Annotated in this window: 18 protein-coding genes; 10 read left to right on the forward strand and 8 right to left on the reverse strand. The window is 66.7% G+C overall.

Annotated features, from left to right (window positions below; all coding sequences use genetic code 11):
- Positions 1-133: 133 nt before the first annotated feature.
- The 6 genes from EGK76_RS04075 to ykgO form a co-directional block, all read right to left on the reverse strand.
- The gene (locus EGK76_RS04075) at positions 134-1345 is read right to left on the reverse strand and encodes a TraB/GumN family protein (RefSeq protein ID WP_179948246.1); all 1212 of its coding nucleotides are present in this window, start codon (positions 1343-1345) and stop codon (positions 134-136) included.
- Positions 1346-1361: 16 nt separating this feature from the next.
- The gene (locus EGK76_RS04080; RefSeq protein WP_096298926.1) at positions 1362-1892 is read right to left on the reverse strand and encodes a GNAT family N-acetyltransferase; all 531 of its coding nucleotides are present in this window, start codon (positions 1890-1892) and stop codon (positions 1362-1364) included.
- A 4-nt stretch (positions 1893-1896) separates the two neighbouring features.
- Positions 1897-2799, reverse strand: coding sequence for a carbon-nitrogen hydrolase (locus EGK76_RS04085; protein WP_096298924.1), 903 nt, complete (start codon positions 2797-2799; stop codon positions 1897-1899).
- 106 nt (positions 2800-2905) lie between these two features.
- Positions 2906-3946, reverse strand: a complete 1041-nt coding sequence (locus EGK76_RS04090; RefSeq protein ID WP_096298923.1) for an agmatine deiminase family protein — start codon at positions 3944-3946, stop codon at positions 2906-2908.
- A 4-nt stretch (positions 3947-3950) separates the two neighbouring features.
- Entirely contained in the window at positions 3951-4277 is a 327-nt protein-coding gene (locus EGK76_RS04095; protein ID WP_096298921.1) for a hypothetical protein, read from the reverse strand.
- Positions 4278-4448: 171 nt separating this feature from the next.
- A complete protein-coding gene (gene ykgO / locus EGK76_RS04100; RefSeq protein ID WP_005913193.1) occupies positions 4449-4574 on the reverse strand; it encodes a type B 50S ribosomal protein L36 in 126 nt (41 codons plus the stop codon).
- Between the two features lie 113 nt (positions 4575-4687).
- Here ykgO and cmk point away from each other — a divergent pair, with 113 nt between their 5' ends.
- The 7 genes from cmk to galU all read left to right on the forward strand — a co-directional run bounded on the left by cmk (position 4688) and on the right by galU (position 12831).
- The gene (cmk, locus tag EGK76_RS04105) at positions 4688-5365 is read left to right on the forward strand and encodes a (d)CMP kinase (protein WP_096298919.1); all 678 of its coding nucleotides are present in this window, start codon (positions 4688-4690) and stop codon (positions 5363-5365) included.
- Between the two features lie 241 nt (positions 5366-5606).
- The gene (gene rpsA / locus EGK76_RS04110) at positions 5607-7295 is read left to right on the forward strand and encodes a 30S ribosomal protein S1 (protein ID WP_096298917.1); all 1689 of its coding nucleotides are present in this window, start codon (positions 5607-5609) and stop codon (positions 7293-7295) included.
- Positions 7296-7357: 62 nt separating this feature from the next.
- Complete coding sequence (locus EGK76_RS04115; protein WP_096298915.1) at positions 7358-7660, forward strand: integration host factor subunit beta; 303 nt, start codon at positions 7358-7360, stop codon at positions 7658-7660.
- A gap of 180 nt (positions 7661-7840) precedes the next feature.
- Positions 7841-9019 carry a lipopolysaccharide assembly protein LapB gene (gene lapB, locus EGK76_RS04120; protein ID WP_096298913.1) on the forward strand — a complete coding sequence of 393 codons (1179 nt, stop codon included), beginning with the start codon at positions 7841-7843 and terminating at the stop codon, positions 9017-9019.
- 11 nt (positions 9020-9030) lie between these two features.
- A complete protein-coding gene (locus tag EGK76_RS04125) occupies positions 9031-10029 on the forward strand; it encodes a lipopolysaccharide biosynthesis protein (protein ID WP_158613445.1) in 999 nt (332 codons plus the stop codon).
- On the forward strand, positions 10022-11932 hold the full coding sequence (locus tag EGK76_RS04130; protein ID WP_123831733.1) for a nucleoside-diphosphate sugar epimerase/dehydratase: 1911 nt from the start codon (positions 10022-10024) through the stop codon (positions 11930-11932). The genes EGK76_RS04125 and EGK76_RS04130 overlap by 8 nt, the downstream gene beginning before the upstream one ends.
- A complete protein-coding gene (galU, locus tag EGK76_RS04135) occupies positions 11929-12831 on the forward strand; it encodes a UTP--glucose-1-phosphate uridylyltransferase GalU (protein WP_123831734.1) in 903 nt (300 codons plus the stop codon). The genes EGK76_RS04130 and galU overlap by 4 nt, the downstream gene beginning before the upstream one ends.
- A 195-nt stretch (positions 12832-13026) precedes the next feature.
- On the opposite strand, the gene tsf is transcribed toward galU, so the two are convergent.
- Together tsf and rpsB are read right to left on the reverse strand one after the other, a co-directional pair.
- On the reverse strand, positions 13027-13905 hold the full coding sequence (gene tsf, locus EGK76_RS04140; protein WP_123831735.1) for a translation elongation factor Ts: 879 nt from the start codon (positions 13903-13905) through the stop codon (positions 13027-13029).
- Between the two features lie 126 nt (positions 13906-14031).
- Positions 14032-14829 carry a 30S ribosomal protein S2 gene (gene rpsB / locus EGK76_RS04145; protein WP_123831736.1) on the reverse strand — a complete coding sequence of 266 codons (798 nt, stop codon included), beginning with the start codon at positions 14827-14829 and terminating at the stop codon, positions 14032-14034.
- A 611-nt stretch (positions 14830-15440) separates the two neighbouring features.
- Here rpsB and map point away from each other — a divergent pair.
- The 3 genes from map to dapD are packed head-to-tail and all read left to right on the forward strand — an operon-like array spanning position 15441 to position 19718.
- Positions 15441-16223 (forward strand): type I methionyl aminopeptidase, encoded by a 783-nt coding sequence (gene map / locus EGK76_RS04150; protein ID WP_096298902.1) that lies wholly within the window; start codon positions 15441-15443, stop codon positions 16221-16223.
- Between the two features lie 49 nt (positions 16224-16272).
- Positions 16273-18855 carry a [protein-PII] uridylyltransferase gene (gene glnD / locus EGK76_RS04155; RefSeq protein ID WP_123831737.1) on the forward strand — a complete coding sequence of 861 codons (2583 nt, stop codon included), beginning with the start codon at positions 16273-16275 and terminating at the stop codon, positions 18853-18855.
- Entirely contained in the window at positions 18765-19718 is a 954-nt protein-coding gene (gene dapD / locus EGK76_RS04160) for a 2,3,4,5-tetrahydropyridine-2,6-dicarboxylate N-succinyltransferase (RefSeq protein ID WP_233580195.1), read from the forward strand. The genes glnD and dapD overlap by 91 nt, the downstream gene beginning before the upstream one ends.
- The last annotated feature ends 29 nt before the right edge of the window (positions 19719-19747 follow it).

The following is a 19747-nucleotide window of genomic DNA, read 5'->3' on the forward strand; positions in this document are numbered from 1 at the left end:
ACAGTCCGGACGTCTCACCCGGAATGGAAGTGTCGGATCGGGTGCGGACGGATTTCATACTCCGGCCCTGGCTACCGCCTGCGGATGAGTGCCGACCGCGAGCGTGCGTGCCGGCCTCTGCAGCCGGCGCGTCTCAGGAGAAGACCTTGCCCGCGATCCGGAGGCCGGCCACCCATACACCGATGCTCGAGCCGATGTTGGTCAGCATGAAGTTGAGGATGGTCCGCGAGACACGGTTGCGGTACCAGCCGCGCAGCGTGCCGGCATCGTCGCGCAGGGCCAGGAAATCGCCATAGGCGGGCTTGCGCACTTGCGCTTCGATGAGTGCGCTGAACAGCCCCGGGGAAATGCCCGGTGGACGGATCGGTTTGAGCGGCCCGGCAATCGCCGCGGCCAGGATGCCCAACGGATGGGCCAGTGCGGCCAGCGCGCCCAGCGCGGCGAAGCCACCGGTGATCAGCACCCATTCCTTGACCAGCTGCCGGCCGAGCTCCGCGCCGCCCTGGTAATAACCCCAGCCGATCATCGCCAGGATCAGCAGGGTGATCAGCGTCATCAGCCAGCGCAGGCTGCGGCCGGCGGGTGCGGCTTCCAGTTCGGCGCGGGTCTGTTCCGGCGACTGGCCGTCCTGTGCCAGGTGACGGGCGAGCCCGGCAAGGTGGCCGGCACCGACAACCGCCAGAACCTCACGCGCCGTGCCAGCGCTCTGGCGCAGCCGCGCGGCCATGTAGCGGTCGCGCTCGGCGATCACGGTCTCATAGAGCTCGGGGCTCGACTTGGCGAACTCGCCGAAGCTCGATTCCAGCATGTCGCCCTGCTTGAGGGTCTCGATCTCCTCTTCGCCGAGCTTGTCGGAAGCCAGCAGGCCGCCCATCAGGCTGCCCATGAGCTTCATGCGCCCGAGGAAGCCCAGCCGGCGCGAGGCGCGCTTGAACGTGAGTCCGACATCACGGTCGACGAGCGCCACCGGCAGTCCGCGCTCGTTGGCCATCGTCACGGCGCGCTTGAGTTCGGCTCCCGGCTCGATGCCGAGCTGCTCGGCAAGCCGGCGTTGATAGGCTGACAGCGCCAGGTTGGCCGCGAACAGGGCCACGCGGCCCTTGCGGATCACGTCCACCAGGTTGAGCTTGGCCAGGGCATCGGGATCGCTGATCGCCTGCAACCGCTGCGGGTCGAGTTCCACCGCCACTGCATCGAAGTCGCCACTGCCGATCGCGTTCTCGACCGCGTCGACACTGATCCTCGATACGTGGGCCGTGCCAAGCAGGGTGTAGCGCACGCCGTCGCGCTCGACGATCGCGTGCGGCTGCGACTGCCAGGCCGTGGCGCCAGGGGCGCCGGTCATCGGTTCGGTCATCGGGTCATTCGTTGTCGGGAGGAGAGGCGGTGCCGTCGCCGAGGGCGCGCTGCATGAGGATCGTGTCCAGCCAGCGGCCGTGCTTGCGTCCGGTACCCGGCAGCACGCCGACGATCCGGAAACCCAGGCGTTCGTGGAAACGTACCGAGGGGCCGTCCTGTGGCGGACCGATCACTGCCATCATCTGCCGATAGCCACGCTGCGTGCACAGGTCGATCAGCCGCTCCATCAGCAGCCGGCCGATCCCCTGCCCATGCTGCGCGTGTTCGACGTAGACCGAGCTTTCGACCGTGAAGCGGTAGCCGATGCGCGCGCGGAAACTGCTGGCGTAGGCATAGCCGGCGAATGCACCGTCGCGTTCGGCAACGAGATAGGGGTAGCCGGCCGCATGCAGCGCCGCGAACCGACGCCGCATTTCCGCAGCGTCGGGTACGTCGTACTCGTAGGTGGCGACGCCGCTTTCGACTTCGCGGGCGTAGAGCGTGGTGATGGCGTCGAAGTCGGCGTCGACGGCGTCGCGGAGTTCGACCGGCATCGGATCAGTCGATGTAGCGTTTGAGCAGGTCGCCATAGGCATCGATGCGGCGATCACGCAGGAACGGCCAGATCCGGCGCACGTCCTCGCTGCGGCCCAGGTCGACCTCGCAGGTCAGCAGGGTCGGATCGCCACCTGCCTGGGCCAGGAACTCGCCCTGCGGCCCGAGTACGTGGCTGTTGCCCCAGAAGTCGATCCCGGCAGCGCCGAGCGGCGAGGGTTCGTGGCCGACCCGGTTGCAGCTCAGCACCGGCAGGCCGTTGGCCACCGCATGGCCGCGATGGCTGAGGATCCAGGCATCGCGCTGGCGGGTCTTCTCCGCATCGTCGTCCCCCGGATCCCAGCCGATCGCGGTGGGATAGAGCAGCAGGTCCGCGCCGGCGAGTGCCATCAGGCGCGCGGCTTCGGGATACCACTGGTCCCAGCACACCAGCAGGCCGAGCCGGCCCACGGACGTATCGATGGGCTTGAAGCCGATGTCGCCGGGCGTGAAATAGAACTTCTCGTAGAAGCCGGGGTCGTCGGGGATGTGCATCTTGCGGTACTTGCCCGCCAGGCTGCCGTCGGCGTCGAAGACCACGCCGGTGTTGTGGTAGAGCCCGGCCGCGCGGCGCTCGAACAGCGAGCTGACCACGACGATGCCGTGCTTCTTTGCCAGCATGCCCAGGCGCTCGGTGCTCGGACCCGGGATCGGCTCGGCGAGATCGAACGCATCGACGTTCTCTTCCTGGCAGAAGTACGCACCGTTGTGCAGTTCCTGCAGCAGCACGAGCCGGGCGCCCTGCGCGGCGGCCTCCGCTACGCGCGCTTCGATGACCGACAGGTTGGCGTCGGCGTTGTCGGCGCCGCGGTCGATGATGGCGCGCTCCTGGATCAGCGCGACGGGCAACGTGGTCTTGCGGGACATGGGCTCTGCAGGGGCTGGAGGAAGACGGACATGCTACCGCGGGTGACGCGGCGCTCTGCGCCGCGACGCCCCGGCGTTCAGTGCGCGCACGGTGGCGCGCGTGGGTTCAGTGCGCGAGCAGGCCTGCGGGCAGCTGCATCGTGATGCAGTGCAGGCTGCCGTTCTGCCAGATCAGCGGCCGGCACGGCACCTGCACGATTTCCCGGCCGGGGTGGGCCTGCGCGAGTACCGCAGCCGCGGCGGCGTCTGCGGGGTCGCCGTAGGCGGGCATCAGCACGGCGCCGTTGACGATCAGGTAGTTCGCGTAACTCGCGGCGAGACGCCGCCCGTTGTCGACGATCGGCTGCGGCCACGGCAGCGGGAACAGCGTATAGGGCGCACCGTCGCGCGTACGCAGCGCGGCGATCTCGGCCGCCATCGCCTGCAGCTCGGCGTAATGCGGATCGGTGGGATCGTCGCAGGCCTGAAACACGATCGCATCACCCGGTGCGAAGCGGGCGAGGGTGTCGATATGCGCGTCGGTGTCGTCGCCTTCGAGATAGCCATGGTCCAGCCACAGCACCCGGTCCTGGGCGAGCCAGTCGGACAGCCTGGCGGTGAGCGATTCGCGCGAGGCATCGGGGTGTCGCTCGTGCAGGCAGCGCCAGGTGGTGAGCAGCGTGCCGGCGCCGTCGGTCTCGATCGCGCCGCCTTCGAGCGCGAAATCGATCTCGCGCCGTTCAGCCGCCTGCGAGAACACACCGGCACTGTAGAGACTGCCCACCAGCAGGTCGTCGCGGCTGGCGTCGAACTTGCCGCCCCATCCCGTGAACCGGAAATCGTTGAGGCGGAACTGGTGTTCGCCGCGCAGCGAGATCGGGCCCGAATCCCGCAGCCAGGTATCGTCGTAATCGGCTTCGACGAAACGCACGCGCGCCATGTCGATGCGGTTCGACGCCAGTCGCACGTAGGCGTAGCTCTGCACGTCCTCGTCGGGCACGCAGATCACCACCGGCTGGAAGCGGGTGATCGCCCCGACCAGCGCGATATAGGTGTCCTCCACCTCGCCCAGGCGCGCGGCCCAGTCGGTATCTTCGGTCGGCCACGCGATGAGGATCGCGGACTGGGGTTCCCACTCCGCGGGGAAGCGCAATACAGGTTCGGTCATGGATTCAGCGGATGGCGGGCTTGGGGCCGACTTCGGACGCGGTGGCGCGGTTGGCGACCGCATCGATCACCTTGTTGCGCTCGAAGTACACGGTGAATGTCGGGTAGACCCAGCGATTGATGGTCGGCCACTGCCGCTTCTGGCCGCCACGCGGGTCCAGGCGCTCGCTCGGCGCGCCGAAGCGGGCTTCGACATCGGCCATCGACATGCCGCGTGTCGGCAGCGCGGCGCTCGCGGACTGCTTGGTGCGATCGATCAGCAGGGTGTCTGCGGCAGCAGGCGCGCTTGCAAGCAGTGCGGAAGCGAAAAGCATGACGGGGAGACGCAGCATGGCGGGAACTCCGGGCAGGCAGGGAATGGTTGGCGGCGTCGCGGGACGCAGGCGCCTGTTTAACAGAAATCGCGCGACGGCGATGCGCGCCGCTCCCGCTCCCGGACAAGAAAAAGGCCGCATCGCTGCGGCCTTTTCCGTCTGTCGTCCGCAGCGCGGCGACAGCGCGTCTCAGCGCTGGCGCGCCTTGAAGCGTGGATTGGACTTGCAGATCACGAAGACCTTGCCGCGGCGACGCACAACCTTGCAATCGCGGTGGCGGGTCTTCGCCGACTTCAGGGACGACAGGACCTTCATGGTGAACCTCTGGGATGGGATACGAGCAGCAAGCCGGCTATTCTAGCGGCTCTTTCCCACATGATTCAAGCGCTTGGCACGTCTCGAAGACGAAGCCGGCGCAGGAGACGCAGATGACGGCAACGGTGCCGGTTTTGACGATCGACGGCCCATCGGGGTCGGGCAAGGGCACCATCAGTCGCCTGGTCGCGCAGCGGCTGGGTTGGCATTATCTCGATTCCGGTGCGCTGTATCGCGCGGTGGGCGTGGCGGCTGGCTGGGCTGACCTCGACCTGGACGATGCCGGTGCCCTTGTGCGCTGCACGTTCGACACCAAGGTCGACTTCCGCGACGACGGCAGCGAGTTGCGGGTGATCGTCAACGGCAACGATGCCACAGACGAGCTGCGCACCGAGACCGCCGGCGCCGCTGCGTCGGCGATCGCAGCGATTCCCGAGGTCCGCGCCGCGCTCAAGGAGCGGCAGCGCGTGTTCAGGGTTGCGCCCGGGCTGGTCGCCGACGGGCGCGACATGGGCACGGTGATCTTCCCGGATGCGGCCTTCAAGGTCTTTCTGACCGCGAGCGCCGAGGAGCGGGCCGATCGGCGGTATAAGCAGTTGAAGAACAAGGGTGTTTCCGTGACAATGGACGGTCTGCTGCGCGAGATCCTCGCCCGCGACGCCCGGGATGCCAATCGGGCGGTGGCGCCGTTGCGACCGGCCGAAGACGCCGTCCGTATCGACACCACGGGCCTGGACATCGCGACCGTCGTCGAGCGGGTGCTGGCTTTGTTGCCCGGACAGGGCGGCTGACCGGTCCCGGGAGTCGTATCAGCAGTGGCGATGCCCGCAGGTGTCGCCGGTTGCCTCAGTTGTTCCAGTTGTAAGCAGTACCGCTGTATCCATGCCGGTCGTCGGGTCTCCCGCCAGCCGGTGCCATCCACCTCAACACTCACGGCCCTGCAATCCCGCGACGGCCGACCAACGGGTGGACTGCCGGCACCTCGCCCCCAGGGCGCCGCCAAGCAGTCTGAGATCACCAGGTATCCACCAAATGACCGAATCATTCGCAGAACTGTTCGAAGCCAGTCAAACCAATCTGGCAAAGCTCAAGCCGGGCTCCATCGTCACCGGTGTCGTCGTGCAGGTCCGCACCGACGTCGTTGTGATCAATGCCGGCCTGAAGTCCGAAGGCATCGTGCCGATCGAGCAGTTCCGTAACGAAGCCGGCGAGATCGACGTCGCGGAAGGCGACACCGTCAAGGTGGCGCTGGACTCGCTCGAGAACGGCTTCGGCGAGACCGTGCTGTCGCGCGAGAAGGCCAAGCGCGCCATGGTGTGGGACGAGCTGGAAGAAGCGCTCGAGAAGAACGAAACCATCACCGGCCGCATCAGCGGCAAGGTCAAGGGCGGTTTCACCGTCGACATCAAGGACGTCCGCGCATTCCTGCCGGGCTCGCTGGTCGACGTGCGTCCGGTCCGTGACCCGGTCTACCTCGAGGGCAAGGAACTCGAGTTCAAGCTGATCAAGCTGGACCGCAAGCGCAACAACGTCGTCGTCTCGCGCCGCGCAGTCGTCGAGAGCGAGCACTCCGAAGAGCGCGAGCAGCTGATGGAGAAGCTGGTCGAGGGCGCCGTGCTCAAGGGCGTCGTCAAGAACCTGACCGACTACGGCGCGTTCGTGGACCTCGGCGGCATCGACGGCCTGCTGCACATCACCGACATGGCGTGGAAGCGTGTGCGCCACCCATCCGAAGTGGTGGAAGTGGGCGCGGAGCTCGACGTGCGCGTGCTCAAGTACGACCGCGAGCGCAACCGCGTTTCGCTCGGCCTCAAGCAGCTGGGTGAGGATCCGTGGGACAACATCGCCCGCCGTTACCCGTCCAACACCCGCGTGTTCGGCAAGGTCTCCAACGTCACCGATTACGGCGCGTTCGTCGAGATCGAGCCGGGCGTCGAGGGCCTGGTGCACGTGTCCGAGATGGACTGGACCAACAAGAACGTCAACCCGTCCAAGGTGGTGCAGGTCGGTGACGAGCTCGAGGTCATGGTGCTCGACGTCGACGAGGAGCGTCGCCGCATCTCGCTCGGCATCAAGCAGGTCACCTCGAACCCGTGGGAGACCTTTGCGGCCATCCACAAGAAGGGTGACAAGGTCGACGGCCAGATCAAGTCGATCACCGACTTCGGCATCTTCATCGGCCTGGACGGCGGTATCGACGGCCTGATCCACCTGTCGGACATCGCCTGGAACTCCACCGGCGAAGACGTCGCACGCGCGTTCAAGAAGGGCGACACCGTCGAGGCCGTCGTGCTCGCGGTCGACCCGGAGCGCGAGCGCATCTCGCTGGGCGTCAAGCAGCTCGAGCAGGATCCGATGGGCCAGTTCATGGCGAACAACCCGCGCGGTTCCAAGGTCACCGGCACCGTCAAGGAAGTCGACGCCAAGGGCGCCGTGATCGATCTGGGCGAGGGTGTGGAAGGTTATGTGCAGGCGCGTGACATCAGCGACCAGCGCATCGACGACGCCAGCCAGCACCTGAAGGTCGGTCAGGAGATCGAGGCCAAGTACTTCGGCGTCGACCGCAAGACGCGTGTCCTGCAGCTGTCGATCAAGGCGAAGGACGAGGCGGAAACCGCCGAGACCCTGGCCGAGTACAACAAGCAGGCGTCGGAAGCTTCGAGCGGCACCACCAAGCTGGGCGCGCTGCTGCGCGAACAGCTGGGCAACAAGGGCGAGTAAGCCCCTGCAGCGCCGGCCCGGGTTCACCCGGGCCGGCGCTTTCGCATCTGCAAGAACGAGATATGACGAAGTCGGAACTCATTGAACTGCTGACCCAGCGTCAGGCGCATCTCAAGGGCGAGGACGTCGACCTTGCGGTCAAGGCCATGCTCGAGATGATGGGCGGGGCGCTGGCCGACGGTGACCGGATCGAAGTCCGCGGCTTCGGCAGCTTCTCTCTCCATTTCCGTCCGCCACGTACCGGACGCAATCCCAAGACCGGCGATGCTGTCGCGCTGCCGGGCAAGCATGTGCCACATTTCAAGCCGGGCAAGGAGCTGCGCGATCGCGTCAGCAACGTGCAGCCGATGCCGGCCGACGACTGACCGCGAACGCGGTCCACTTCTTTCATGACGCCCGTGCGGTCCCTCGCATTGTTGGCGTCCAGGATCGGCTAACGGGTAGGATCGTCGACGAGCCATCGGCGCGGGCGCGTATCGCGCCGTGATCCCCACGCCGGCCCGGGCCGCGTATCCGCGGCCGATCCCTACGATGGAGCGTGATCCATGGCGTTTGTCACCGAGTGGTTCTGGTTCTTCCTGCTGTTGCCGATCGCAGCGCTCAGTGGCTGGGTGATCGGGCGCAGGGGCGGGGAGCGACACAGCGATACACAGGTAAGCCGTCTGTCCACGACGTATTTCCGCGGCCTCAACTATCTGCTCAACGAGCAGCCCGACAAGGCGATCGAGCTGTTCCTGCACATCGCCGAGCTCGACAAGGACACCTTCGAGACCCAGGTCGCGCTGGGACATCTGTTCCGCAGGCGCGGTGAGGTCGACCGAGCGATCCGCCTCCATCAGGGCCTGGTGCAGCGCGCGGATCTCAACGATCAGCAGAAGGTGCAGGCACTGCTCGCACTGGGCGAGGACTACATGAAGTCAGGCCTGCTGGATCGTGCCGAGACGGTGTTCAGCGATCTGGCGAGGATCGACCAGCGCGCACCGCAGGCGTTGCGGCATCTGATCGGTATCTACCAGGCCGAGCGCGACTGGCCCAAGGCGATCGAGAACGCCACCCGCTACGAGGCCGCGACCGGCGAGCCGATGGGCAAGCTGATCGCGCAGTTCGAATGCGAACTCGCCGACCGGTTCCGTTCGGCCGGTGACGCGGACGCCGCGCGCGCGGCGGTCCAGCGCGCCTATGCAGCGGATTCTGGATCGGTGCGCGCCGGTATTCTCGAAGGCCGGATCGAGATCGATGCCGGTAACGACGTCGCGGCGATCCGTGCGTTCGAGCGGGCCGCGCGGCATGACGCCGACTTCCTGCCCGAGATCCTGGGCCCGCTGCTCGCTGCCTACGAGCGGGTCGGCGACGTGCCTGGCGCGCGGAACTTCCTGTCGCAGATGACCGAGCACTACCGCGGCGTGGCGCCAGTACTGGCGCTCACACGTCTGGTCGAGCAGGAGGAGGGCGTGCACGCGGCGCGCACCTATCTCGCGCGGCAGCTCAAGGACCGACCTTCGGTCCGCGGCGAAGCGGCACTCATCGAGCTCACGCTCGCGGACGGTGTCGACCATGTCGGGACCTTGCAGGAACTGCGCCTGATCACGGAACAGCTTCTGGTGCGCAACCCGAGCTACCGCTGCAAGCAATGCGGGTTCGGTGCGCGCAGCCTTCACTGGCAATGCCCCAGCTGCAAGGAGTGGGGCACGATCAAGCCACTGCTCAACTACGCCGTGGTCTGAACATGCCGTCCGTGACCGCCGTCCTGGCGCTGGGTGTCGGCGCCTTCGCCGCCGCGTCGGCACTGACCATGGTGGCGCGGATGTATGCATTGCGACGGCAGCTCTTCGATGCGCCCGGTGCGCGCCGCAGTCACCGGGTTGTGACGCCGCGGGGCGGCGGCATCGCCATCGTCGCAGTTGTCCTGCCGGTCATGGTGTGGCTCGGGCTCGTGGCCACTGGCTCGCCTGTCCTGCTGGCTGGTGCCTGCGGCTTGGCGCTCGTCGCCGCCGTAGGCTGGATCGACGATCATCGTCCGCTGTCGCCGTGGGCACGACTGGCCGTCCACGTTGTCGCCGCCGGATTGCTGGCTTGGGCGCTGGTGGCCAGCGGAGCGCCGCTGTGGTGGGCGGCGAGCGTATTCTTGCTGACGCTGGGACTGGTGAATACTTGGAATTTCCTTGACGGCATCGACGGTATTGCCGTGACCCAGGCCATTATTTTCGCGGTCGGGATCCTGCTGATCGGACGCGGAATGGCTGCCTTGCTCGCGTTTGCATACGCGGCTGCCTGTGCGGGGTTTCTGCCCTGGAATTTCCCGAAGGCCCGCATCTTCCTTGGGGATGTCGGTAGCGGCGCGCTCGGCTATGTGGCGGCCTGCCTCGTCGCGCTCACGCCAGAGCCAAGGCCAGCCGATCTGTTGATCGTCCTTTTGCCGCTATCGGGCGTTCTCATTGACACGACCTTGACGTTATTCTCGCGCATCATCGCCGGCGAGCCGTTCTGGATGCCGCACGTCCAGCATGCATATCAGCGCTGCGTCCAAGCAGGCTATACCCATGCACGTGTCACCGGCGGCTTTGCGGCATGGACGCTGCTATCGCTCGTCGTGGCTGTGGGTACGTCAGGAGCGTCGCAACCCGTTATCATCGGAGCCTTCGCCACATGGTATGCCGTCGGTACTGCCATCTGGTTCGTTCTGCGTGCCCGGCTCCGCCGCGCCTCTGTCGTAGGGATGCGACTGCATGATTGAGTTCAAGGCCAGGCTGGGAGTGCTCGCCCCACGCGTGGCTGTAATCCTGCATGACCTCGCAATGGTGTGGGTCTGCTGGGTCGGCCTCCACCAGTTCCGTCATTCCGTGATGGAAAGCTCGCCGCCGTTCTCGCTGTGGTCGGTCGACATCGCCCTGATCCTGCTCGCGCAGGGGCTGATCTTCTGGCGGGTCGGGCTCTATCGCGGCCTGTGGCGATTCGCGAGCGTCCCCGACCTTCTGAACATCGTCAAGGCGTCGGTCCTCGGGTTGCTGGCGATCATGCTTGTGCTGTTCGTCTACAACCGCCTGAATCTGGTGCCGCGCACGGTCCTGATCAGCTATCCGCTGCTGCTCGCAGCACTGCTCGGGATGCCACGGCTGCTTTACCGTGCGTGGAAGGATCATGGGATGCTGCGGACGAGTCATTCCGCGGTCCGGGTGTTGATCCTGGGCGCCGGCCAGGCCGGCGAGACACTGGTACGCGATCTGCGCCGTACCGGTGCCTACGACCCGGTCGGGTTCCTCGATGACGCGGCCAAGCTTCGCGGCAGTCAGCTGCAAGGGGTGCCGGTTCTTGGCCGCATTGCCGACGTCGAACGTGTGGCACCGGAGACTGCGGCGAGTCTGCTGGTCATCGCAATGCCATCCGCCGATGCCGCTGCCATGCGCAAGGCCGTGGCGGCCTGCGAGCGGACCGGCCTGCCGTTCCGGACCGTGCCACGTCTCGACGATCTGCTCGAAGGCCGTTCGTTGCCTGGCGAACTCAAGGAAGTCGCGATCGAGGACCTGCTGGGTCGCAAGCCCGTGACGCCCGACTGGAAAGCGATCCGTGCCTGGCTCCACAGCCGGAGCGTTCTGGTGACCGGTGCCGGCGGGTCGATCGGCGCGGAGTTGTGCCGGCAATGCGCCCGCAACGGCACCGCGAAGATCGCCCTTGTCGAGATGGACGAGCTTGCGCTGACACGGATCGAGGGTGAGCTGCGGCGCGACTTTCCGCGGATCTCCCTGTTTCCGGTGCTCGGCGACTGCGGTGATCCCGCCGTCATCGCGCACGCGATGCGTCTCGCCGCGCCCGATGCCGTCTTCCATGCCGCGGCCTACAAGCAGGTGCCCGTCCTGGAAACCCAGCTGCGCGAAGGCGTCCGCAACAATGTCCTTGCGACACGCGCAGTGGCACTCGCCGCCATTGCCCACAAGGTTTCGACGTTCGTCCTGATTTCCACTGACAAAGCTGTGGACCCCGTCAACGTGCTGGGCGCGACAAAGCGTCTGGCCGAGATGCTCTGTCAGGATCTTGCCGGCACGTCGTCCACGGATTTCATCACCGTGCGTTTCGGCAACGTGCTGGATTCGGCGGGCAGCGTGGTGCCGCTGTTCCGCGAGCAGATCCGTCGCGGCGGACCGGTGACAGTGACCGATCCCGAGGTCACCCGATACTTCATGACGATTCCAGAAGCCTGCCAGCTGATCATGCAGTCGGTGGCGATCGGCTCACCGCAGGCAGTCTATACGCTCGACATGGGGGAGCCGGTTTCGATCCGTCTGCTGGCCGAGCAGATGATCCGCCTGGCCGGCAAACACCCCGAGGTGGACGTGGCCATCGTCTACTCAGGGCTGCGGCCTGGCGAAAAGCTGCACGAGACCCTGTTCCATGCCGACGAACGCTACCGCCCCACGACGCATCCCAAGATCCTGCAGGCGGAAGCGCGCACAGTACATGCGGAGCGCCTCTCGCTCGCGCTCGCAAAGCTGACCGAGGGCGTCGCCCGCTACGACCTGGATCTTCTTGCAGCCACGCTGCGAGAGGCGGTCCCCGAATTCGCCCCTCTGGATTCGCCTGGAAAACACAACGGAGGTGCGACGATCGTCGCCTTTCCTCCACGACACGCGAGACAGCTATGACGCAAAGGATCCGCAAGGCTGTGTTTCCCGTCGCGGGACTCGGTACGCGCTTCCTGCCGGCGACGAAGACGGTGCCCAAGGAAATGCTGCCCATCGTCGACCGCCCCCTGATCCAGTACGCGGTGGACGAAGCGATCGAAGCCGGTTGCGACACGCTGGTCTTCGTGACCAATCGCTACAAGCACGCGATTGGCGATTATTTCGACAAGGCCTACGAGCTCGAGGATCGGCTCGAGGCTGCCGGCAAGCACGAGCTGTTGGAAAAGGTGCGGCGCCCATTGCCCGACGGCGTGCGCGCAATCTTCGTGACCCAGCCGGATGCGCGCGGCCTGGGCGACGCGGTGCTGTGCGCCCGCCCGGTCATCGGCGACGAGCCGTTCGCGGTGATGCTGCCCGACGACCTCCTGTGGAACAGGAAGGGCGCGGGTGCCCTGCGACAGATGGCCGATGCCCACGAGGCTACCGGTGCGAGCATGATCGCAGTGCAGGATGTCGAGCGCGAGCAGACGGCCAGCTATGGCATTGTCGCGACCGAAGCGTTCGATGGGCGCCACGGCCGGATCACCTCGATGGTCGAAAAGCCCAAGCCGGCCGATGCGCCGAGCACGCTGGCGGTGGTCGGGCGTTATGTGCTCGATGGCCGTATCTTCGACCTGCTGGAGCGTACGCAGCCGGGCGCAGGTGGCGAGATCCAGTTGACCGACGCAATCGCCGCGCTGCTTGCCGAGCAGCCGGTCCACGCATACCGGTTCCAGGGCGTGCGCTTCGATTGCGGCACGCATCTGGGCCTGATCGAGGCCACGATCCGCTACGCACTCGAGAACGAGCAGCTCAGTGCCCACGCGGCCGTGCTGATGCAAAACGCGCTGCAGGAAATGGGTGTGCGCGATCTGGATTGACCTGGCGATCTTTATGACCGCCTGAGTACCGACGCCCCGGCATCCGCCGGGCGTTCTGCTGTTGGAGGAAGGCGATCTCCGGTGGCGCAACGTCCTCGTGCGTCACGGGATCGATCCCGGAAAACAAAAAACGCGCCCGGTGGGCGCGTTTTTCGTGGATCAGAGCCATCGACCCGGAGGCCGACGACCCGTCGGTCAGGCCAGGCCTGCCTGCTTCATCACTTCGGCAGCGTAATCCTCGACCACCTTCTCGATGCCTTCGCCGACAGCCAGACGCTGGAAGCCGACGACTTCCGCGCCGGCAGCCTTGAGCACGGCTTCGACCGTCTTGTCGGTGTCGAGCACATAAGGCTGGCCGTAGAGCGTGACCTCGTTGACGATCTTGTTGATCTTGCCGCTGATGATCTTCTCGAGAATGTCGGCGGGCTTGCTCTTGTCCTTGTCGGACATCTTCGCCAGCTCGATCTCCTTTTCCTTCTCGACGAAGTCGGTCGGCACATCGCTCGCCTTGTTGTACGGCGGGTTCATTGCCGCGACGTGCATCGCAAGGCCGCGCGCCAGTTCGGCGTCACCACCCTGAAGTTCGACCAGCACGCCGATGCGGCCGCCGTGCACGTAGGCCGCGATGTTGTTCGCGCTCTCGACGCGGACCAGACGACGCACCTGCAGGTTCTCGCCGACCTTGGCGATGACGGCGGCGCGGGTTTCCTCGACCGTCTCGCCCGATTCGAGCTTGACCGACTTCAGGGCTTCGGCATCGGCGGCGCCGGAGGACAGGGCTGCCTGGGCAACGGTATCGGCGAAACGCAGGAAGTTGTCGTCCTTGGCGACGAAGTCGGTCTCGGAGTTGATCTCGACCAGCACGGCAGTGCCGTCGTTCTGCGCCGCGGCAATGCGGCCTTCGGCGGCGATGCGGTCGGCCTTCTTGTCGGCCTTGGCCAGGCCCGACTTGCGCAGCGCCTCGGCGGCAGCGTCGATGTTGCCGCTGTTCTCGCTGAGTGCCTTCTTGCATTCCATCATGCCGGCGCCGGTGCGCTCGCGCAGTTCCTTGACCAGGGATGCGGTGATTTCCATTGGGAACCTCTGAATTCGGGGGGGTGTCGTATGGGCCGTGGCCCGTGCCGCGGCGACGCCGGCAGCTATTTGGCGCACGGCGAAGCAGGTGGCCGTCCAGCACGGGACGGCCGCCTGTCGCAGCGGTTACTCGGCCGCGGGCGCTGCCACGGCGTCGTCGGACTTCTTGCCACGCGGCGCGCGCGCCGGCTTCTCGCCTTCTTCGGCGAACTCTTCCTCGCGCACGTTGCCGGCGGTCGGCGTTGCAGCCTTGCCTTCGAGCACGGCGTCGGCTGCGGCGTTCGCGTACAGCTGCACGGCGCGGATCGCGTCGTCGTTGCCCGGGATCGCGTAGTCGACGAGGCTCGGGTCGTAGTTGGTGTCCACAACCGCGATCACCGGGATGCCGAGCTTCTTGGCTTCCTTGATCGCGATGTCTTCGTGGCCGATGTCGATGACGAACAGGGCGTCGGGCAGGCGGTGCATCTCCTTGATGCCGCCCAGCGAGGCTTCCAGCTTCTCGCGCTCACGACGCAGGCCCAGCACTTCGTGCTTGACCAGCTTCTCGAACGTGCCGTCGGTCTCGGCAGCTTCCAGCTCCTTGAGGCGCGACACCGACTTCTTCACCGTGGCGAAGTTGGTCAGCGTGCCGCCGAGCCAGCGCTGGGTCATGAACGGCATGCCGCAACGCTCGGCTTCTTCCTTGATCGCATCGCGCGCGCTGCGCTTGGTGCCGATGAACAGGATCATGCCGCGCTTCTGCGCGATACCCGAGATGAAGTTCATCGCGTCGTTGAACAGCGGAACCGTCTTCTCGAGGTTGATGATGTGGATCTTGCCGCGTGCGCCGAAGATGTACGGCGCCATCTTGGGATTCCAGTAGCGGGTCTGGTGGCCGAAGTGGACGCCGGCTTCCAGCATCTGACGCATGGTGATCTGGGGCATTGCAGAACTCCTGAGGGGGAACCGGTGCCCTGCGAGGCTGTCTTGGTAAGTCCGCGCAAGGATGTGCGGGCCCTTGAAGGGACGCGCACAGGGTTCCGGGGTTGGGCCTCCCTGCCGCCTCCGTGGCCGAACCCGAGCTCCGTGAAGAGACGTCGGGCACCCCGGCACGGGGAAATGCGGCAGGTGTGTATTCACGGGTGTCGCCCCGTGTCGGCGTCCTTCACGGCGGGCCGGGAGGGAAGCGCGCAACTATAGCCCGCTCAAGGGGTTGCCGGCAAATACCTGGACTACGGGTCTGGCAGACCGACCGCGGTGACTTCCCGGACGAAGGATGGGGGCGGCCCGCCCGGGATGTGCGGCCTCGCAAGCGGGGCGATCGGAGTGATGGTGATCGTGTCCGGGTAGTCGCGGGGGCTCCACCCTGCTGGGCCGGCACCCGGCCATCAGCCGAACGTCTGTTCATCGTCCGCTGCGATAACGGGCGCCGTGAGGAATCAGGACGCGGCCCGGCTCGGGCTCGGCAAGCTGTTCGACCGGGTGGAGGCAGCGCCTGCGCTGCGGATCGCCCGCCTCGAAATTGCATGCCTCGCGGGCTGGGTGATAATGGACGTATGACCATTTCACTCAAGACCCCCGAAGAAATCGAGAAGATGCGCGTGGCCGGCCGGCTGGCGGCCGAGGTGCTCCAGGTCGTCGCCCCCCACGTGGTACCGGGCGTCACCACCGAAGAGCTGGACCGCATCTGCTACGAGCACATCGTGAACGTGCAGGGGGCGACGCCGGCCAACGTCGGCTACAAGGGCTATACCAAGACCACCTGCACCTCGGTCAATAACGTCATCTGTCACGGGATTCCAAGCGAAGGCAAGGTCCTGAAGGACGGCGACATCATCAACATCGACGTGACCGTCATCAAGGATGGCTGGCACGGCGACACCAGCCGCATGTACTACGTCGGTACGCCGTCGGTGATGGCGCGTCGGCTGGTCGAAGTCACGCGCGAGGCGATGTGGAAGGGGATCCATGCCGTGCGGCCAGGAGCCACCCTCGGCGACGTCGGTCATGCCATCCAGAAGCATGCGGAAGCCCAGCGTTTCAGCGTCGTGCGCGAGTACTGCGGCCACGGAATCGGCAAGGTCTATCACGACGAGCCGCAGGTGCTGCACTACGGCACGCCGGGCGCGGGCGTGGTCCTCCAGGAGGGCATGACCTTCACGATCGAGCCGATGATCAACGAGGGCACGCGCTTCACCAAGGTGTTGCCGGATGGCTGGACCGTGGTCACCAAAGACCGGAAGTTGTCCGCGCAGTGGGAGCACATGGTCGCGGTCACCGCCGACGGCGTCGACGTGCTGACCCGGATCCCGGGCGACGACAACGACGCCTTCCTCTGACGTGACAGCGCGCACTGCCCCCGCGGTCCCGGGCGCCGATTGCGGCGACATGGCGTGGGTGGCGGAGGCGCGCGCCGCACTCGGCGCCCACGATGCCCGGCTTGCACAGGGCTTCGATGCCGGCCAGCACATCGACCGATTGCTCGCTGCACGCGCCAACGCGGTCGATGGCTGGGTGCGCAAGGCCTGGGCCAGGTGCATTCCAGGCGATGCGCCGCTGGCGCTGTTCGCTGTGGGGGGCTATGGCCGCGGCGAACTGTTTCCGCACTCCGACATCGATCTGCTGGTGATCGCCGCGGCGAACGCGCAGGCCGAACACGCCGACGCGCTCGGCCGCATGCTCGCCCTGCTGTGGGATTCCGGGCTGCCGGTGGGCCACGCAGTGCGCAGCTTCGAGGAGTGCACGCGCGCCGCCACCGACGTGACCGTGCTGACCGCGCTGCTCGAAGCGCGGCCGTTGCTGGCCAACATCGGCGAGGTGCGGGCCCTGATGGACGCGATCGCCGATACCCGGGTCTGGCCCGCGGACGATTTTTTCCGCGCCAAGCGCGCTGAACTTGAATCGCGCCATGCGCGTTTCGGCGATACCGCCGACAACCTGGAACCCAACATCAAGGAAGGGCCCGGTGGCTTGCGCGACGTGCAGAACCTGCGCTGGATGGCGCGGCGTGTGCTCGGTGTGTATGGCACCGAGGAGCTGATCGCGCTGGGCCAGCTCGGCGTCGACGAACATGCGACGCTCGAACGCGAGCGTCGCACGCTGTCACGGCTGCGCTTCGGTCTGCACCTGGTCGCCGGCAAGGCCCAGGAACGTCTGCGGTTCGATTACCAGAAGGCGCTCGCCGCGCGTCTGCACCATGTCGATGCGGCGGAGGCCGAGGATGTCGAGAACCGGCTCGTCGAAAAGATGATGCAGGAGTTCTACCGCAGCGCCGCAGTGGTGCAGCGGATCAGCGATCGCATGTTGCAGCGCTTCGAGGAACAGATCGAAGGCGAGGGCACGCTGCAGCCGCTCGACGCCGAGTTTGGCAGCCAGCGCGGCTATCTGGTTGCACGCGACGATGTCTGGCCGGGTGGGGACATCGGCCGCGTGTTCGACCTGTTCGCGATGTGGGCCGATCACCAGGAACTGCGCGGCCTGCATTCGCAGACTGCGCGTGCGCTGGCCGAATCCCTGCATGCGCTGCCGTCGTGGCGCAACGCGTCGGCTGAACTGCGCGAACAGTTCCTGGCGCTGCTGCGTGGCCCGATCCCCGTGCGCACGCTCGAGCGAATGGCGCGACTGGGCGTGCTGGGGGTGTGGATCCCCGAGTTCGCCAACGTCACCGGGCGCATGCAATTCGACCTGTTCCACGTCTACACCGTCGATCAGCACACGCTCGCGGTGCTTCGCAACATCGCCAGCTTCGCGTCGGAAGCCCCGGACGAGCGCTTCTCTACCGCGCATGCGGTGTGGCCGCAGCTGCGCAAGCCCGAATTGCTGTTGATCGCGGGGCTGTTCCACGATATCGCCAAGGGCCGCGGCGGCGACCATTCCGTGCTCGGCGCGATCGACGCTCGCCAGTTCTGCGAAGGCCATGGCCTCGGCGAAGCCGATACCGCGCTCGTCGAATGGCTGGTGCGCCGTCATCTGCTGATGTCGACCAGCGCGCAGAAGCTCGACATTTCCGACCCCGCGGTGATCCACAGGTTCGCCACCGAGGTCGCCGATCGCGAGCGTCTCGACTATCTCTACCTGTTGACCTGCGCCGACATCGCCGGCACTTCGCCGAAGCTGTGGAATGCCTGGAAGGACCGGTTGCTGACCGATCTGCGCAGCGCGACGCGGCTCGCGCTGCGGCGCGGGCTGGAGAATCCGGTTGCCGCGACCGAGCGTATCGCCGAGGCGCGCGACCGCGCGCGCGGCCTGTTGTCGGCGCATGGCGTCGATGACGCCGAGGCTGACGCCCTGTTTGCGCGCATTCCGCAGGAAAGCTTCCTGCGCGGGCGCGCGGACCAGGTGGTGTGGCAGGCGCTGGGCCTGCGCGACACGCGCGACGGCGACGTCGTGGTCCGTGTGCGCCGCCTGGCGGCCGGCGCGCAAGCGCTGGAGGTCTTCGTGCATTCGCCCGATCGGGACGGCCTGTTCTCGGCGATCGTCATCACCCTCGACCGGCTGGGTCTGGTGATCCAGCAGGCGCGCGCCCTGGACGGCCCGGGCGGCACGATCTTCGACGTCTTCCAGGTGCTGCCGGCCGACCCGCGCCAGTCGCTCGAACTCGCATCGATCGAGCGCAAGCTCACCAGCGTGCTGTGCGGCGAGCCGGATCCGCGCCCGGCGCGCCGCGCCCAGCCGCGGCATCTGCGGCATTTCCGGGTGCCGCCGCAGATCGAGTTCAACATCAGCGCCAGCGGCCGGCATACCGTCTTCAGCCTCGTCTGCACGGATCGGCCAGGGCTGCTGGCCGACGTGGCCCATGTGCTGCGCCAGCAGGGCGTGCGCGTGCACGATGCGCGCGTGGCCACCTTCGGCGAGCGTGTCGAGGACGTGTTCCTGCTCAGCTGCGGGGATGGCCAACCCCTGGACGAGCATGCGCAGCAGGCCCTGCGCGAGGCGCTGCTCGCATCGATCGACGGCGACATGGCACGATAGCGCCCCGTTTTTCGCGACAAGACCCCGCCATGACCGACGCCCTGCAGGCCACCATCGAGGACGCGTTCGCGCGCCGCGCCGAACTGACCGCCGACGAGATCGGCGATATCGTCAAACCGGCGGTCGAGCAGGTCATGCAGGGCCTGGAATCGGGCGGCCTGCGCGTCGCCGAACCTGATGGCAACGGCGGCTGGCGGGTCAACGAATGGCTCAAGAAGGCGGTGCTGCTGTATTTCCGCACCAACGACATGGCCGTCATCGATGCGCAGCCGGCGCCGTTCTGGGACAAGGTGGAGGCGCGTTTCGCCGGCTATGACGAGGCGAAGTTCAAGGCCGCCGGCGTGCGCGTGGTGCCGGGCGCCGCGGTACGGCGCGGTACCTACTTCGGCCGCGATGTCGTGCTGATGCCGAGCTTCGTCAACATCGGCGCCTACGTGGGCGAGGGCACGATGGTCGATACCTGGGCAACGGTGGGGTCCTGCGCGCAGATCGGCAGCCACGTGCATCTGTCGGGCGGCGCCGGCATCGGCGGCGTGCTCGAACCGCTGCAGGCCAGCCCGACGATCATCGAAGACCATTGCTTCATCGGTGCGCGCTCCGAAGTGGTCGAAGGTGTTGTCGTGGGCCACCACAGCGTCATCGGCATGGGCGTATTCCTTGGCCAGTCGACGCGCATCTACAACCGCGCGACCGGCGAGGTCAGCTATGGCTACGTGCCGCCGGGCAGCGTCGTCGTGTCGGGCCAGTTGCCAGCGGCCGACGGCTCGCATTCGCTGTACTGCGCGGTGATCGTCAAGCAGGTGGACGAGAAGACCCGCAGCAAGACCTCGGTCAACGAGCTGTTGCGTGGCCTGGCGGACTGAGTTGCGAGGCCGGGGGCATGCGAATCGGC

It is taken from the genome of Luteimonas sp. 100069, from assembly GCF_003813845.1.
In the GTDB taxonomy this organism is placed as follows: Bacteria; Pseudomonadota; Gammaproteobacteria; order Xanthomonadales; family Xanthomonadaceae; genus Luteimonas; species Luteimonas chenhongjianii.

Bases quoted from the DNA above. Each gene is read 5' to 3' on its own strand.
- rpsA (WP_096298917.1), top strand. From the start codon at position 5,607: ATGACCGAATCATTCGCAGAACTGTTCGAAGCCAGTCAAACCAATCTG.
- EGK76_RS04075 (WP_179948246.1), bottom strand. From the start codon at position 1,345: ATGACCGGCGCCCCTGGCGCCACGGCCTGGCAGTCGCAGCCGCACGCG.
- cmk (WP_096298919.1), top strand. From the start codon at position 4,688: ATGACGGCAACGGTGCCGGTTTTGACGATCGACGGCCCATCGGGGTCG.
- EGK76_RS04130 (WP_123831733.1), top strand. From the start codon at position 10,022: ATGATTGAGTTCAAGGCCAGGCTGGGAGTGCTCGCCCCACGCGTGGCT.
- glnD (WP_123831737.1), top strand. From the start codon at position 16,273: ATGGCGTGGGTGGCGGAGGCGCGCGCCGCACTCGGCGCCCACGATGCC.
- EGK76_RS04090 (WP_096298923.1), bottom strand. From the start codon at position 3,946: ATGACCGAACCTGTATTGCGCTTCCCCGCGGAGTGGGAACCCCAGTCC.
- EGK76_RS04080 (WP_096298926.1), bottom strand. From the start codon at position 1,892: ATGCCGGTCGAACTCCGCGACGCCGTCGACGCCGACTTCGACGCCATC.
- EGK76_RS04095 (WP_096298921.1), bottom strand. From the start codon at position 4,277: ATGCTGCGTCTCCCCGTCATGCTTTTCGCTTCCGCACTGCTTGCAAGC.
- ykgO (WP_005913193.1), bottom strand. From the start codon at position 4,574: ATGAAGGTCCTGTCGTCCCTGAAGTCGGCGAAGACCCGCCACCGCGAT.
- map (WP_096298902.1), top strand. From the start codon at position 15,441: ATGACCATTTCACTCAAGACCCCCGAAGAAATCGAGAAGATGCGCGTG.
- rpsB (WP_123831736.1), bottom strand. From the start codon at position 14,829: ATGCCCCAGATCACCATGCGTCAGATGCTGGAAGCCGGCGTCCACTTC.
- EGK76_RS04085 (WP_096298924.1), bottom strand. From the start codon at position 2,799: ATGTCCCGCAAGACCACGTTGCCCGTCGCGCTGATCCAGGAGCGCGCC.
- tsf (WP_123831735.1), bottom strand. From the start codon at position 13,905: ATGGAAATCACCGCATCCCTGGTCAAGGAACTGCGCGAGCGCACCGGC.
- galU (WP_123831734.1), top strand. From the start codon at position 11,929: ATGACGCAAAGGATCCGCAAGGCTGTGTTTCCCGTCGCGGGACTCGGT.
- EGK76_RS04115 (WP_096298915.1), top strand. From the start codon at position 7,358: ATGACGAAGTCGGAACTCATTGAACTGCTGACCCAGCGTCAGGCGCAT.
- lapB (WP_096298913.1), top strand. From the start codon at position 7,841: ATGGCGTTTGTCACCGAGTGGTTCTGGTTCTTCCTGCTGTTGCCGATC.